Raw genomic sequence first — 13,624 nt, 5'->3', positions numbered from 1 at the left:
CGTTATGCGGCTTCAAACGGTTAGATGCCGGCGCGCCTGCGGCGTGTCGAGCGTCTCCGGCGGCCCCTCATGCACGAAAGCCCCGCGGTCCATGATATAGACGTGGTCGGCAAGCTCGCGACAGAAATCGAGATATTGCTCCACGAGCAGGATCGCCATGCCGGTCGAATCCCGCAAATATTTGATCGCGCGGCCGATGTCCTTGATGATCGACGGCTGGATGCCCTCGGTCGGCTCGTCCAGCACCAGGATTTTCGGGCGTGTCACGAGAGCGCGGGCGATCGCGAGCTGCTGCTGCTGGCCGCCCGAAAGGTCGCCGCCCCGCCGGCCGAGCATAGTCTGAAGTACCGGAAACAGGCTGAAGATGTCGTCGGGGATCGAGCGTTGAGCCCGCCTCAGCGGGGCGAATCCGGTTTCGAGATTCTCCTTCACCGTCAGCAGGGGAAATATCTCGCGGCCCTGCGGCACGTAGCCGACGCCCTGCTTGGCGCGTCGGAAGGGCGCCATGCCGTCGAGCGGCGTGCCGTTGAAAGAGATCGTGCCGCTCGTCACCGCATGCTGGCCGGTGACGGCCCTGAGCAGGCTCGACTTGCCGACGCCGTTGCGGCCGAGCACGCAGGTGATCTTGCCCATCTCCGCCTTGAACGAGACGTCGCGAAGCGCCTGCGCGGCGCCGTAATGCAGGCTGACGTTTTCGACGTTCAGCATCGGTTCAATTCCTTCCGCTCATCGGCCGAGATAGTTTTCGATCACCTTCGGATCGTTGCTGACGAAATCGATCGAGCCTTCCGCCAGCACCGAGCCTTCCGCAAGGCAGGTGACCTTGACGCCGAGGTCGCGGATGAAGCCCATGTCGTGCTCGACGACGATCACCGAGCGCGTCCTGGCGATTTCCTTGAGGAGGATCGCGGTCTCCGCCGTCTCCGCATCGGTCATCCCGGCCACCGGCTCGTCCACGAGCAGGAGTTCCGGTTCCTGGGCGAGCAGCATGCCGATCTCCAGCCATTGCTTCTGACCATGCGAGAGATTGGCGGCGAGTTCGTCCCGGCGCGCCGTGAGCCGCACCGTCGAAAGGATCTCCTCGATGCGGCTCTCGTCCTCCCTCGTCAGCCGATAGAACAGGATCGCTAAGACGCCGCGGCTGCGGTTCAGCGCCAGCTCCAGATTGTCCCAGACGGTATGGTTCTCGAAGACGGTGGGCTTCTGGAACTTGCGGCCGATGCCGAGTTCGGCGATTGCCGCTTCGTCCCTCCTGGTGAGGTCGATGTCGCCCTTGAAGAAGACCTCGCCCTCATCCGGCCGCGTCTTGCCGGTGATGATGTCCATCATCGTCGTCTTGCCGGCGCCATTGGGGCCGATGATGGCGCGCAATTCCCCCGGCTCCACGACGAAGGAGAGCGAGTTCAGCGCCTTGAAACCATCGAAGGAGACGGAGACGCCATCGAGATAGAGCAGGTTCCTGGGCTTCTTTCCGGTCATGGCGATCACTCCGCGGCCATCGTTTCGGCGGCCGCAAGGGTCGCCGATTTTTCGCTCTCGCTTTCCTTCCGGGCCGCCGCGTGGGACGCGCGCCGGCTTGCCAGATAGTTCTGCGCCGTGCCGACCACCCCCTTCGGCAGGAAAAGCGTGACGAGGACGAAGAGCCCGCCGAGCGCAAAGAGCCAGAATTCGGGGAAGGCGGCGGTGAAGATGCTTTTTCCGCCGTTGACGAGGATCGCGCCGACGATCGGTCCGATCAGCGTGCCGCGCCCGCCGACCGCCGTCCATATGACCACCTCGATCGAATTGGCGGGGGCGAACTCGCCCGGATTGATGATGCCGACCTGCGGTACGTAGAGCGCACCGGCGGCGCCTGCCATCATGGCCGAGACCGTGAAGGCGAAGAGCTTCATGTGCTCGACGCGATAGCCGAGGAAGCGGGTGCGGCTTTCCGCGTCGCGCAGCGCCACCAGCACCTTTCCGAATTTCGAGCGGACGATGCCCGAGGTGACGACGAGCGAAACGGCGAGCGCCAGCGCGGAGGCGGCGAAAAGCGCCGCACGCGTTCCGTCTGCCTGGATGTTGAAGCCCAGGATGTCCTTGAAATCCGTGAGCCCGTTATTGCCGCCGAAACCCATGTCGTTGCGGAAGAAGGCGAGCAGCAGCGCATAGGTCATCGCCTGGGTGATGATCGAGAGATAGACCCCGTTGACGCGCGAGCGGAAGGCGAACCAGCCGAAGACGAAGGCAAGGAGGCCCGGCACCAGCACCACCATCAGCGCTGCGAACCAGAACATGTCGAAGCCGTGCCAGAACCAGGGCAGCTCCTTCCAGTTGAGAAAGACCATGAAGTCCGGCAGCAGCGGATTGCCGTAGGAGCCGCGTGAGCCGATCTGGCGCATCAGATACATGCCCATGGCATAGCCCCCGAGCGCGAAGAAGGCAGCGTGCCCGAGCGAGAGAATGCCGCAGAAACCCCAGACGAGATCGAGCGCCAGAGCCAGGAGCGCATAGGTCAGGTACTTGCCGAAGAGTGAAACCAGATAGGTCGGCACATGCAGCGGGTGGTCCGGCGCGGTCAGGAGGTTGAGCGCGGGAACGGTGACGGCCAGCGCCAGCAGGATCGCGACGGCCGTGACGATGGTCCGATCCAGCGATTTGACGAGAAACGAGGTGATCATGCTTCCACCGCCCGGCCCTTGAGTGCGAAGAGCCCCCGCGGCCGCTTCTGGATGAAGAGGATGATCAGCACGAGCACGAGGATCTTGCCGAGCACGGCGCCGGCGTAGGGCTCGAGGAACTTGTTGAGGATGCCGAGCGAGAAGGCGCCGACAAGCGTTCCCCAAAGATTGCCGACGCCGCCGAAGACCACGACCATGAAGCTGTCGATGATGTAACCCTGCCCGAGGTTCGGCGAGACGTTATCGATCTGCGAAAGCGCCACACCCGCAATGCCTGCAATGCCGGAGCCGAGCGCGAAGGTCAGCGCATCGACCCAGGGCGTGCGGATGCCCATGGAGGAGGCCATGCGCCGGTTTTGCGTTACGGCGCGCATCTGCAGGCCCATCGGCGTCTTCTTGAGCAGAAAGAGAAGTGCTGCAAACACGGCAAGCGCAAAGACGATGATCCAGAGGCGGTTCCAGGTGATCGCCAGTCCGCCGATCTCGAAGGCGCCGGACATCCAGGACGGATTGCCGACTTCGCGGTTGGTGGGGCCGAAGATCGTCCGCACCGTCTGCTGCAGGATGAGCGATATGCCCCAGGTGGCAAGCAGCGTTTCGAGCGGGCGACCGTAGAGGAAGCGGATGACGCCGCGTTCCAGTGCGAGGCCCACGGCGCCCGTGACAAGGAAGGCGAGCGGCAGCGCGATCGCTAGGGACCAATCGAAAAGATGAGGAAAGGAGGTGCGCACCACATCTTGAACGAGGAATGTCGTATAGGCCCCGAGCATCACCATCTCGCCATGCGCCATGTTGATGATGCCCATGACGCCGAAGGTGATGGCGAGGCCGATCGCCGCAAGCAGCAGCACCGAGCCCAGCGACAGGCCGTACCATATGTTCTGGCCCGCATTCCAGAAGGCTTGCGCCTGTTCGATGCTGGCGAGCGCCGCCTCGATGTCCGGCTTCAGGCTTTCGTCGGCGGAGCCGAGCGCGACAGAAAGGATCGGCAGCGCCTCGCGGCCGCCGCTTTCCTCCAGCAGCCGCACCGCCTCCTTCTTCTCCTCGACCGGCCGGTCGGAGAGAAGAAGCATCGTGGCGCGCGCCTGTTCGAGGACCGCACGAACGGCTCCGTCCTTCTCGGCATGAAGCGCATTCTCGATGGCGCCAAGCGCGTCGGGATCGGGCGATTGCAGCACCGACTGCGCAGCCCTGAGTCGCTGATTTCGATCGGGACTGAGGAGCGTCAGGCTGCCGAGGGCGGTGCGCACGGCGCGCCGCACGCTGTTGTTCACCCTGATCTTCGAAAGTGCCGCCTTCGGCGCTTCGCCGGCACTGTCGCCGGAGATCGGATCCGTGAGGGTCAGGTTCGAACCGCTCTCCTTCGTCAGGAAGACCTGGCCGTCCGCCTTGCGGGCATAGAGCCCGCCTTCACCGAGCGCCTCGAGGATGGCGACGGCTTCGGGCTTTCCGGTTCTTGCCAGTGCCGCGATGTGTTCGTCCATCTCGGACAGCTTCGCCTCGCCGAGCGCGTTCACCAGATCGCGCAGTCCCTCTTCCGCGCGAAGCCCCGGAGCCATCGCAACGAAGAGGAACAGGGCAGCCAGCACGGTTTGGATGATGCGGTACATTCGTCTCTCGCCTTGCAGTCCTCCGTCCGAAGGGACGCATTCGGACGGAGGGGATTTCGAGCTAGCGGTGCGTCATGAAAAGAGGCGTCTGGGGGAGCGACCCGACCCGGGCCGCTTCCTTAGCAAGTCTTTCGTCATGAAATCAGGAACCCTTGCCGCCGCACTTGCCGGTGGCCACATTGAAGTTGCCGCAGGACATGGGCGCGCGCCAATCGGAGATCAGGTCCTTCGAGTCCGGCAGGTAGTCCGACCATTCGTCGCCGACGACGAGGCCGGGCGTTTCCCAGACAGTTTCGAACTGGCCGTCGGACTGGATCTCGCCGATCAGCACGGGTTTGGTGATGTGGTGGTTCGGCATCATCGTCGAATAGCCGCCCGAGAGATTCGGTACCGAGACCCCGATCATGGCGTCGAGCACGGCATCGGTATCCGTGGTGCCGGCCTTCTCGACTGCCTTCAGCCACATGTTGAAGCCGATATAATGGGCTTCCATCGGGTCGTTGGTCACCCGCTTGTCGTTCTTGGTGTAGGCCTGCCAGGTCTCGATGAACTCGGCATTGGCCGGGTTGTCGACCGACTGGAAGTAGTTCCAGGCAGCGAGGTGTCCGACGAGCGGTCCGGTATCGAGGCCGGCAAGTTCCTCCTCGCCGACAGAGAAGGCGACGACCGGGATGTCCTCGGCCTTGATGCCTTGGTTGGCAAGCTCCTTATAGAACGGCACGTTGGCGTCGCCGTTGATTGTCGAGACGACCGCGGTCTTCTTGCCGGCCGAGCCGAACTTCTTGATGTCGGAAACGATCGTCTGCCAGTCGGAATGGCCGAAAGGCGTGTAGTTGATCATGATGTCCTCGGGCGCGACGCCCTTGGAGATCAGGTAGGCCTCGAGGATCTTGTTGGTCGTGCGCGGATAGACGTAATCGGTGCCGGCGAGCACCCAGCGCTCGACTTCCTCGTTCTCCATCAGATAGTCGACTGCGGGAATAGCCTGCTGATTGGGAGCGGCGCCCGTATAGAAGACGTTGCGCTGGCTTTCCTCGCCCTCGTACTGGACCGGATAGAAGAGGATGGAATTCAGCTCTTCGAAGACCGGCAGCACGGATTTGCGCGACACCGACGTCCAGCAGCCGAAGACGGCGGACACCTTGTCGACGGAGACGAGCTCGCGCGCCTTTTCGGCAAAGAGCGGCCAGTCCGAGGCCGGGTCGACGACGACCGCTTCCAGCTTCTTGCCGAGCAGGCCGCCCTTCTTGTTCTGCTCCTCGATCAGCATCAGCATGGCGTCCTTGAGCGTCGTTTCGGAGATCGCCATGGTGCCGGAAAGCGAATGCAGGATGCCGACCTTGATCGTGTCGTCGGCCGCAAAGGCGCCGTTGAACGCCGTCGTCGAAAGGACGGCAGCGAGAAATGCGCCGGTGACGCGTGCCCTGATAGTCATCTGATTGAACCCCCTTGTTCTGATCGCCGCAAGGCAAGTGGCCGTTCTCCATGGCCGTTGCTCGGGGATCATCGGGCAGCCGCGCTGCGCTGCACATACGTCATTCTACGTAGGTGGCGGGGGGGAAGAAGGAAGCTTGGGCTTACTGCCCGGGGTTTCTGCCGCGGTTCCAGGTCGCTACCGCGGCAGACGCGAAGGAGCGGCACGCTCCTCACAAATAGGCCGTCACCGCGGGTGGCCGGTCCCATGCATCATGGCGCCCGTCCTCATAAACGATCGGTGCATTCGCCAGCTCCTCGTCGGTCGCGTCGTCGAGACAGGCGATATTCACCGCATGGAAGGGCCCGCCCATGATCTCGAAGTCGGCGCTGCCTAAGGGGTGGACGCCGCAGTGCCGGCAGAACACGTGGCGGATCATGCGCTCGCCGAAGCGGTACTCCGCCAGGGCCTCTTCGCCGGAAAGCAAGGAGAAATCCTCGGGCGTGACGAACACCTTCCAGAATCGCGTCTTGAGGCAGGAGGAACAGTTGCAGCGGAAGGTCGTCGTCCACCACACGCCAGGCCGCGGCGCTGGGGAGCGTTTTCCCTCCGGCGCAAGGTCGAGTTTTGCGGAAAAGCGCACCGCGCCGCAGTGGCAGCTCCCGTGATAGGTCTTCTTCATTGCATTTCCTCCTTCCGGGCAGCGACATAGGAAACGAGCCGGTCCATGCACTCGCCCCATCCTTCCGCATGGGAATCGCGGCTCTCGGCGCTCGTGAACGGCGCCTGGCGGAAGGTGAGACGCGTGCCGCCCGCCACGTCCTCAAGTGTGACCGTGATCAGCGTGTCGATGGCGCCCTCCTCTTCCCAGGCGAAGCTGAGGACGATACGGCTCGGCTCCACGATCTCGCGATAGATGCCGTGCGCCCAGTAGTCCTGGCCCTCAGGCGAGCGGATACAGCCGCGCCAGGCGCCGCCTTCACGGAAATCCGCAGTGATCGCGGGCACCGTGAAGTCCTTCGGGCCCCACCAGCGCACCAGGTGTTCGGGTGTGGTCCAGACCTTGAAGACGACGTTGGCGGGCGCGTCGAAGACGCGCGTGATGGTAAGCGCGATCTCTTCCTTCGGAGACGGGGCATTCATGATCTTCTCCCTTGCGGTCGGGCGAACCCGGTTCAGTCGTGATCCGATTTTTCGTTGCGCTGCAACTCGTGAAGATAGCTGTCGAGCCGGTCGAAACTGCCCTCCCAGAAGTGTCGGTAGCGCTCGACCCAATCGGCGATTTCCTTCAACGGCGCCGCCTCCAGCCGGCAGGGCCGCCATTGGGCGTTGCGGCCCCGGGATATCAACCCCGCACGTTCCAAGACCTTCAGATGTTTGGAAATCGCCGGCAGGCTCATATCGAACGGAGCAGCAAGTTCATTCACCGTCGCCTCGCCGGCAGCGAGGCGCGCAACGATGGCCCGGCGGGTCGGGTCGGCCAATGCCGAGAGGGTGCTGCTGAGTTGGTCCAACATTGATAAACCATCAGGTTAATTAACTTGATGGTTTATTGCAGTAGCGTGGCGTTCTGTCAAGAGCTGCGATCTGCAATGGGCGGGTGTTCTCGCTAGAGCACCTCCAGGAGGAGTGCCTACGGTGCGGAAGTAGGCAGATTCAAAGGCTTGGAGAGCTTCGGTGTTTAATGAACACTGGGCGCTCTGGCGCGGGAGTTTAGCGACGTTGCGGTTGCGGGGGGTGCGGTGCAACCGATCAACGCATGCCGGCCGAACGCGGAGCGCAAACCACGTCGGCATGGATGAGGTGTTCCTCGGTGCCGTAGGCGATGCCGTTGTAGTCGAAGCAGAAGCGCTTCGGCAGGATGCGGAACAGGTACCGCTCGCCGCAGCTCGCCGGGATTTCGATGCTGTAATCCCGCGGCATGCTGGCGGGCAGCGGATCCGTCCACTTGCGATGGCCGATGAAGGACGCGTCCTTCAGGAGGATCGCAGAGCCGGACGTGCCGACCTCCCCCGTGACGGCTTGGAATTGATCACCCCTGGCCTCCGCCATGGTCGGGTAGTCTTCGGCGTGCGCAGGAGCCGTCCCGGACAAAGACTTCTTTTTGACGGCGATGTGAAAACGCACGTCGTCGCGTTCGGGCACCTTTCCATAGCCGTTCAGATATTTCCACTTCAGCCGTATCGCCCGGTCGAAACCGTCTCGCGGGGAGACCGGTGAAACGATCTCGGTGGAAAATTCCTGGGGACTGTAGCCGTCGCCGTTGCGCCCCGGGCTGGGGCATGCCGTGTAGAGCGGTCTGTATCCGCACTCCTCTCCGCCGGCGCTCCACAGGCATTGACTGAGCGCCCGCCATTCGGCGTCGGTAATCGGGGGCGATTGTTCGGACAGGTCGCCGCCATAATGGGGCAGCATCCATGGGTGGATCTTGCCTGCACCGCTTCTCGTCGCCCATGCCGTGCGGTGCTCGCCCACCACCGCCAGAAATTTTCGCTGGCCGAGAAGCGGCAGTGCCCGCTCGGGAGAGAGTATCGCCGTCGGCTTCTTTCCAGCGGCGTCAGCGGCAAAGCGCTGGCCCGTCTCCTGCGTCGTCAAGACATGGCACGAGGTGCACGGATGTCCCGGCATGGAGACGATCTTTGCTTCCGTCATTCGCCCCCGTCGAGCCGCCGTGTAGCTGGATCCTACGACGCGGAACGGAGCTTCTGCCCGCCCTTTCCTTCTCGGCAGAAACGCTCCGAGGCCAAAAGCGATGGAGCTCTCGTCGTCCCAGCCGTGACGATAACCGACCCTCGCCTGCTTGACGTGCGGGTCGATGACATGGGGTTCCTTGTTGTCGTGGCATGCGAAGCAATCGACCCTGAACGACCTGTCGTACAGATCTTCTGTGCGGGCTCTGCCTTCAACGTCGGAGTAGGATGCGCCACCGGGCGGCGGAAACGTTTCTCTCCAATCGAAGACTTCGCGGTCTTTCCTCCCGTCGATGAAGGAGACCTCCCCCGTCATCTCGTTGAAACCGATCGCGCCATAAAGGGCGAACCGCGGATCCCCCTCCCGCCAGTAGGGATCGGTGCTAAGCTCGAGGTTCCTGGATGACTTCCTGCAAAGGAACACCCACTCCACAGCGCCGCGCACGACGCGCCTCAGACGGGAGTTCATCCCGCAATAAGTCACCCCTGCAAGCGAAGGCTTGTCGCATCTGTCGATCCGGTCGGTCCATTTGACATGTCTGCCGAACGTATCGAGGTGCTCGAACTCCAGCGCGTTCGACTTCGACGGATTGGGCCTCAGCTCCACAAGATTGCCGCCCACTTCCAGACCGAGACGCCTCGAATCTTCAGCGAGGCAATTGCCTTCCGGCAGAGGTCCGAATACGGCGCGCAGCTCGTCGCCGAACTTGGTGACTGGCCTTTCCGTTGCGGAGGCCGGCGCCCAAGAGACTTCACGGTTCCAGGCCTCCAATGTCGTCGCGAAACCGTTCGCGCGGTCGGAAGGCCATAGCCGTGAAACCAGGTCACGAACGATGGCTTCGGCCGACCGTAATCGCAACACCATCTCGCGACAGGCGTGGAATGTTTCGTGGTTCGTCCGGCGAGGAGTCGAGCGTTCGGCTGTGGCCGCGGCCTGCCCGGGCTCGACCAGCTCCGGGGGAGGAACGAGACATCCGGTAGACGCCTCGCAGTTCACGCTTGTGGCGCACTCAGGCCGGCGCCGCATAGCCTCCGCAACGAGGCTGAAGTCTACCGCTTCAGCAGCAAACGCGGCCGTCTGCGCGTTCAACGACACGAACAAGAGCAGGTATTTCAGCATCGTGGCCTTCTCTCGGCTACGCCTCGGCCGCTTATCTCGCTCTTATGCTGATCCGACCATCGGCCGGTGTAACCACAAGCCTCTTTATCAGAAAAGTTCCTCTTTCCACCGTGACGAATAGGTCGGCCAAGTAGTCTAACTGAGGCAAATTCGAGTCGAAATTCTTGATGAATACAATAACGCTCATGGTCACGTTTAGATCAGTTCCGCGATTGTCGATAATAAATCCACTTAGAATTCGTTTCGTATAAAGACCATTGTCCGATAACGGTCCAAATACGTCTTCGAAATGTCTCCCTATGCCGTCTTTCGAACTGTAACTCTCGTCGGCCGTCGACTTTCCCATTTGACAGAACACATAGGATCCGCTGTCGGCAAAAAGATTCTTCAGAGCGCCTATTTCCCTGTTGTTCATGGCCCAGGTGTACCGCGCCATCAAATCGCTGAGGGCATTTCGGTGCTCGTTGGTGACATTGCTGAACGCGGGCGCGTCCTTCCATTCTTCCGCGGTGGGGCAATCTTGCGCGGCCCCGACGACAGGCATGCCAAACGTCAGGACTGCCGCTGGCACCAAACATTTGATAGTGTTGTGCATGGGAACACCTAATTGCGTTATGGGCATTCCAGCCCAGGAAAAGCGAGAAGACTGCAAAGTATTTGGACGCCATCTGTCAAAGCGCGTGAGAACGCGAAATCCTCCGCTAATGTGGCTGCATCGGCGACTTGGAAACTTCGGCTTTCAAAACAGGGTATTTCCCGTTACTAATGTAGCTTTATTGCAATAAAAGCGCAAGTTGAGGTGCCGAACCTTCGCGTCACGTGACGGGGGTACGATGAGCGATGTCGGAAAATGGCTGCAGAACATCGGGCTCGGCGATCTCGAGCAAACATTCGCGCGCGCCCGTGTCGATTTCGAGAGCCTGCACCTGCTTACGGAAGCCGACCTCCGGGAAATGCGCATCCCGATCGGCCAGCGTCGCAAGCTCATCGCCGCAATCGCGGCCATGGAGAAGACTCCTTCGCCCGACCTTGCCGATAAGAGGCTTCCCGAACGCCGGCAACTGACCATCCTTTTCTGCGACATGGTCGGCTCCACGGATTATGCGGCGAGGCTCGACCCCGAGGACTTCAGCGTCCTCACGCGCACCTACCTCAACACCTGCAACGGGCTCGCGAAATCACATGGCGGCTTTGTCGCGAACTATGTCGGCGACGCGTTGCAGGTCCTGTTTGGCTATCCGATCGCCGAGGAGGATGACGCGGAAAGGGCACTCGAGCTGGCCTTCGACATTCTGCGCGTGGCGCCTCAGGTCGAGACGCCAGACCATTCGCCTCTCAATGTGAGGATCGGCATCGCAAGCGGCCTTGTCGTGGTGGGTGACATCGAGGGGGCGCCGGCCGGCGTTTCCACCGTCGCCTTTGGCCCTGTCCCAAATCTCGCCCAGCGGCTTGAAGCGATGGCAGCGCCGCAGACGATCCTGACCGATCAGACCACCTGCCAGATGGCGCACGGCTCCTTCCTGTTCAGCGATCTTGGCGAAACGATCCTGAAAGGCTTCAGCACCCCCGTTCGCCTGTGGCGCGCCGATCAGCCGATTTCCGTCGGCAGCAGGTTCGCCCGCAAAGGTCATCTGACCGCGCTTGTTGGCCGCCAAAGCGAGATCGCACAGATCGCGGAAATCTGGCGGAGGGTCTCTCGGGAACGGCGCGGAAGAGCGGTCCTCATCAGCGGCGAGCCGGGCATAGGCAAGTCGCGGCTGCTCTTCGAGGTGAAAGAAGAGCTTTCCGGCGTGAAGACGCTTACCGCCCAGTGCTCGTCGGCCTACGCCAACAGCGCGCTCTTCCCTTTCCTTCAACTGTTTCGCCAGGAAGAGGGGATATCCGGCGCCGATCCGCCGGCCATTGCCGCCAGCAAACTGGAGGCCGCCCTCTCGGCGAGCAAGGTGCCGATCGCGGACTCCTTTCCGATCTTCGCCCGATTGCTGAACGTCGAGCAGTCTGACTACCCGCCATCCGCGCTTCCGCCGTCCCAGCAGCAGTTGACGGTCCGGCGAACATATATCGACTGGTTGCTGCGCCAGGCCGGAGCAGGCCCGATGCTGCTTGCCGTCGAGGACGAACAATGGATCGATCCGTCATCGGCAAATCTGCTCCACCGACTGATCGAAGAAGTATCGGATCTCCCCCTGCTCGTCGTTGTGACCTCCCGCGACGGCGCGCTGAAATCTGAACGCCGAAAGAGTTCCATCGAAGAGATCAGGCTCGCGCGCCTGTCGCGCGACGAAGCGAACGAACTCGTCCGGAAGGCTGCAACCGGGGTGCTGCTGGGGACGGACCTTACGCATGCCGTTCTGCGAAAGGCCGAAGGGGTGCCGCTCTTTCTCGAGGAGCTGGCACGGTCAACCTCTGAGCTCGCCGCCTCATCGGGCCCTCATCGATCGGGCGCTCACGACGCCGGTCTTTCGGTGCCGAACTCGCTCCAGTCCTCGCTCCTGTCACGGCTCGACAAGCTTGGCCCGGGCAAGACCATAGCGCAGGTCGCCGCGATCATCGGCCGCGAATTCGACGTCCGGATGCTCGCCAGCGTTGCCGACATGCCGATCGAAACATTGAAGCCGGAACTGGAGCGCCTCACCGCAGTCGGCCTGGTCGCTCCGCAACCCTTCTCGGACTGGCCGAGATACAGCTTCACCCACGCGCTTCTTCAGGAGGCGGCGAGCGGCGCTCTGCTGCGGGACAGGCGTAGACAGCTCCATGCACTGGTCGTGGATGCGATGGAGCGAACGGAGCCGTCGGCCGCAGCCGATCATCCGGAGGTCCTGGCCCAGCATCTGGACGAGGCCGGATTGTACGAGCGTGCCGCTGAACACTGGCTCACGGCCGGTTTGAAACTCGCAGCGACGTGGGCGAAGCAGGAGGCGGCCAATATGTTCGCCAGAGGCCTCGAATGCGCCCGCAAGCTGGCCCCCTCCCGCGATCGCGATGGTATGGAACTCCGCCTCGAGCTGGAGCGCGGTGATGTCCTCTACGCAACGTTCGGTTACATGACGCGCGAGGGAAGCGCTGCGTACCGCAACGTGATGCGCCTCAGCGAAGCGACGGGCGATCCGGAGGCGGCTATCAGGGCCCTGGACGGGCTTTTCGGCACGGCCTTCAACTCCGCCTCCCTCAAGGACGCCGAATGGGCGAGCGATCAGCTCCTGGAGATCGGGCAAAAACGGGACCACCTCAAGGCGCTCGTGCTTGGAAAGCAGTTCCGGGGCATGTGCGCCTTTTCTCGCGGCCAGTTCCGCAAGGCGAAGGCCCTGCTCGAAGATGCCCTTCGGCATCGCGAGAAGGCAGATCGGATCGGCAGCGATTTTCCGAGCATGGCGATGATCTATCTCTCCTGGACGCTTGAGCTTCTGGGGGAAGAGCAGGGCGCGCTTTCGCTCTTCCGGCAGGCGGAAGCCGATGCGAGAAAGCAGACCGACTACCGCCTCGCCGCATGCCTCGGCAACGGCTGCATCCTGATGGCCCTTCGCAACGACCCCGAAACGATGGAGCGCTTGACGGACGAACTCGTGCCGCTGGCGAGAAGGAACGGTTTTCAGCTTTGGCTGAACATGGGCTCCTTCTTCTCCGGATGGCTGCTCGCCATGACCCGCAAGGACGTATCGGGCCTCCAGCAGATGCGCCATGTTTGCGATAACATGGGCGAGCAGGAAATCGACAAGACCTGCTATTTGGGAATGCTCGCCAGCGGTTATCTGCAGCTTGGATTCGATACGGAAGCGTCACAAGCTATCGGTCAAGCCCTGGAACTCGCAAGGAAAACGGGCGAGAACTATTTCACGGCCGAGCTGTTGCGACTACAGGCCGAACTGCTCGTGAGAGGCGACAGCAAGCTTGAGCGAGGGTACAGGCCGCTCAAGCGTGCAATGGCACTGGCGCGCAGGCAGGGTGCCAGGACCTGGGAGGCCAAGGCAAGGCAGACCCTCGCTGGGTTCGAGGACAGGAAGGGGGCGACACGAAGCGAGGCGCGTGGGCCCATCTAGACTGGCTCATCGGTCTGCCGACGTTTTCCGCAATGCAACAATTTCCCGGGGCGTTCGTCCGTGTTACGACATGGGCGGCTGGCGCATTCGGCC

General features: G+C 62.4%; 11 protein-coding genes. 1 reads left to right on the top strand and 10 read right to left on the bottom strand.

The features are described 5' to 3' along the window. Positions 1-12 precede the first annotated feature (12 nt). The 10 genes from urtE to ACFHWW_RS00090 all read right to left on the bottom strand — a co-directional run bounded on the left by urtE (position 13) and on the right by ACFHWW_RS00090 (position 10,089). Positions 13-708: an urea ABC transporter ATP-binding subunit UrtE gene (urtE, locus tag ACFHWW_RS00135; protein WP_100671186.1), complete on the bottom strand. Its 696-nt coding sequence runs from the start codon at positions 706-708 to the stop codon at positions 13-15. Positions 709-726: 18 nt separating this feature from the next. Then, on the bottom strand, positions 727-1,479 hold the full coding sequence (gene urtD, locus ACFHWW_RS00130; protein ID WP_379936956.1) for an urea ABC transporter ATP-binding protein UrtD: 753 nt from the start codon (positions 1,477-1,479) through the stop codon (positions 727-729). 5 nt (positions 1,480-1,484) lie between these two features. Then, positions 1,485-2,660, bottom strand: a complete 1,176-nt coding sequence (gene urtC, locus ACFHWW_RS00125) for an urea ABC transporter permease subunit UrtC (RefSeq protein ID WP_379936955.1) — start codon at positions 2,658-2,660, stop codon at positions 1,485-1,487. After that, the gene (urtB, locus tag ACFHWW_RS00120) at positions 2,657-4,270 is read right to left on the bottom strand and encodes an urea ABC transporter permease subunit UrtB (RefSeq protein ID WP_379936954.1); all 1,614 of its coding nucleotides are present in this window, start codon (positions 4,268-4,270) and stop codon (positions 2,657-2,659) included. The genes urtC and urtB overlap by 4 nt, the downstream gene beginning before the upstream one ends. Before the next feature lie 142 nt (positions 4,271-4,412). Then, positions 4,413-5,705: an urea ABC transporter substrate-binding protein gene (gene urtA / locus ACFHWW_RS00115; RefSeq protein ID WP_018096114.1), complete on the bottom strand. Its 1,293-nt coding sequence runs from the start codon at positions 5,703-5,705 to the stop codon at positions 4,413-4,415. Between the two features lie 211 nt (positions 5,706-5,916). Then, positions 5,917-6,366 (bottom strand): GFA family protein, encoded by a 450-nt coding sequence (locus tag ACFHWW_RS00110; protein WP_324764486.1) that lies wholly within the window; start codon positions 6,364-6,366, stop codon positions 5,917-5,919. After that, entirely contained in the window at positions 6,363-6,827 is a 465-nt protein-coding gene (locus ACFHWW_RS00105) for an SRPBCC domain-containing protein (RefSeq protein ID WP_379936953.1), read from the bottom strand. The genes ACFHWW_RS00110 and ACFHWW_RS00105 overlap by 4 nt, the downstream gene beginning before the upstream one ends. Positions 6,828-6,859: 32 nt before the next feature. After that, positions 6,860-7,198 carry an ArsR/SmtB family transcription factor gene (locus ACFHWW_RS00100; protein WP_379937233.1) on the bottom strand — a complete coding sequence of 113 codons (339 nt, stop codon included), beginning with the start codon at positions 7,196-7,198 and terminating at the stop codon, positions 6,860-6,862. Positions 7,199-7,436: 238 nt separating this feature from the next. Next, positions 7,437-9,494 (bottom strand): hypothetical protein, encoded by a 2,058-nt coding sequence (locus ACFHWW_RS00095; protein ID WP_379936952.1) that lies wholly within the window; start codon positions 9,492-9,494, stop codon positions 7,437-7,439. A 31-nt stretch (positions 9,495-9,525) separates the two neighbouring features. Beyond that, complete coding sequence (locus ACFHWW_RS00090; RefSeq protein ID WP_338282046.1) at positions 9,526-10,089, bottom strand: hypothetical protein; 564 nt, start codon at positions 10,087-10,089, stop codon at positions 9,526-9,528. A 238-nt stretch (positions 10,090-10,327) separates the two neighbouring features. Here ACFHWW_RS00090 and ACFHWW_RS00085 point away from each other — a divergent pair, with 238 nt between their 5' ends. Then, positions 10,328-13,531: an AAA family ATPase gene (locus ACFHWW_RS00085; protein ID WP_275599493.1), complete on the top strand. Its 3,204-nt coding sequence runs from the start codon at positions 10,328-10,330 to the stop codon at positions 13,529-13,531. The last annotated feature ends 93 nt before the right edge of the window (positions 13,532-13,624 follow it).

The organism is Sinorhizobium sp. P24N7 (assembly GCF_042436655.1).
GTDB classification, from domain to species: Bacteria; Pseudomonadota; Alphaproteobacteria; order Rhizobiales; family Rhizobiaceae; genus Sinorhizobium; species Sinorhizobium meliloti_A.
The sequence above is the reverse complement of the archived record's forward strand: the minus strand, read 5'-3'. Positions and strand labels throughout refer to the sequence as shown.

Coding starts and splice junctions, on each gene's coding strand:
- urtE (WP_100671186.1), bottom strand. CDS start 708: ATGCTGAACGTCGAAAACGTCAGCCTGCATTACGGCGCCGCGCAGGCG.
- urtD (WP_379936956.1), bottom strand. CDS start 1,479: ATGACCGGAAAGAAGCCCAGGAACCTGCTCTATCTCGATGGCGTCTCC.
- urtC (WP_379936955.1), bottom strand. CDS start 2,660: ATGATCACCTCGTTTCTCGTCAAATCGCTGGATCGGACCATCGTCACG.
- urtB (WP_379936954.1), bottom strand. CDS start 4,270: ATGTACCGCATCATCCAAACCGTGCTGGCTGCCCTGTTCCTCTTCGTT.
- urtA (WP_018096114.1), bottom strand. CDS start 5,705: ATGACTATCAGGGCACGCGTCACCGGCGCATTTCTCGCTGCCGTCCTT.
- ACFHWW_RS00110 (WP_324764486.1), bottom strand. CDS start 6,366: ATGAAGAAGACCTATCACGGGAGCTGCCACTGCGGCGCGGTGCGCTTT.
- ACFHWW_RS00105 (WP_379936953.1), bottom strand. CDS start 6,827: ATGAATGCCCCGTCTCCGAAGGAAGAGATCGCGCTTACCATCACGCGC.
- ACFHWW_RS00095 (WP_379936952.1), bottom strand. CDS start 9,494: ATGCTGAAATACCTGCTCTTGTTCGTGTCGTTGAACGCGCAGACGGCC.
- ACFHWW_RS00090 (WP_338282046.1), bottom strand. CDS start 10,089: ATGCACAACACTATCAAATGTTTGGTGCCAGCGGCAGTCCTGACGTTT.
- ACFHWW_RS00085 (WP_275599493.1), top strand. CDS start 10,328: ATGAGCGATGTCGGAAAATGGCTGCAGAACATCGGGCTCGGCGATCTC.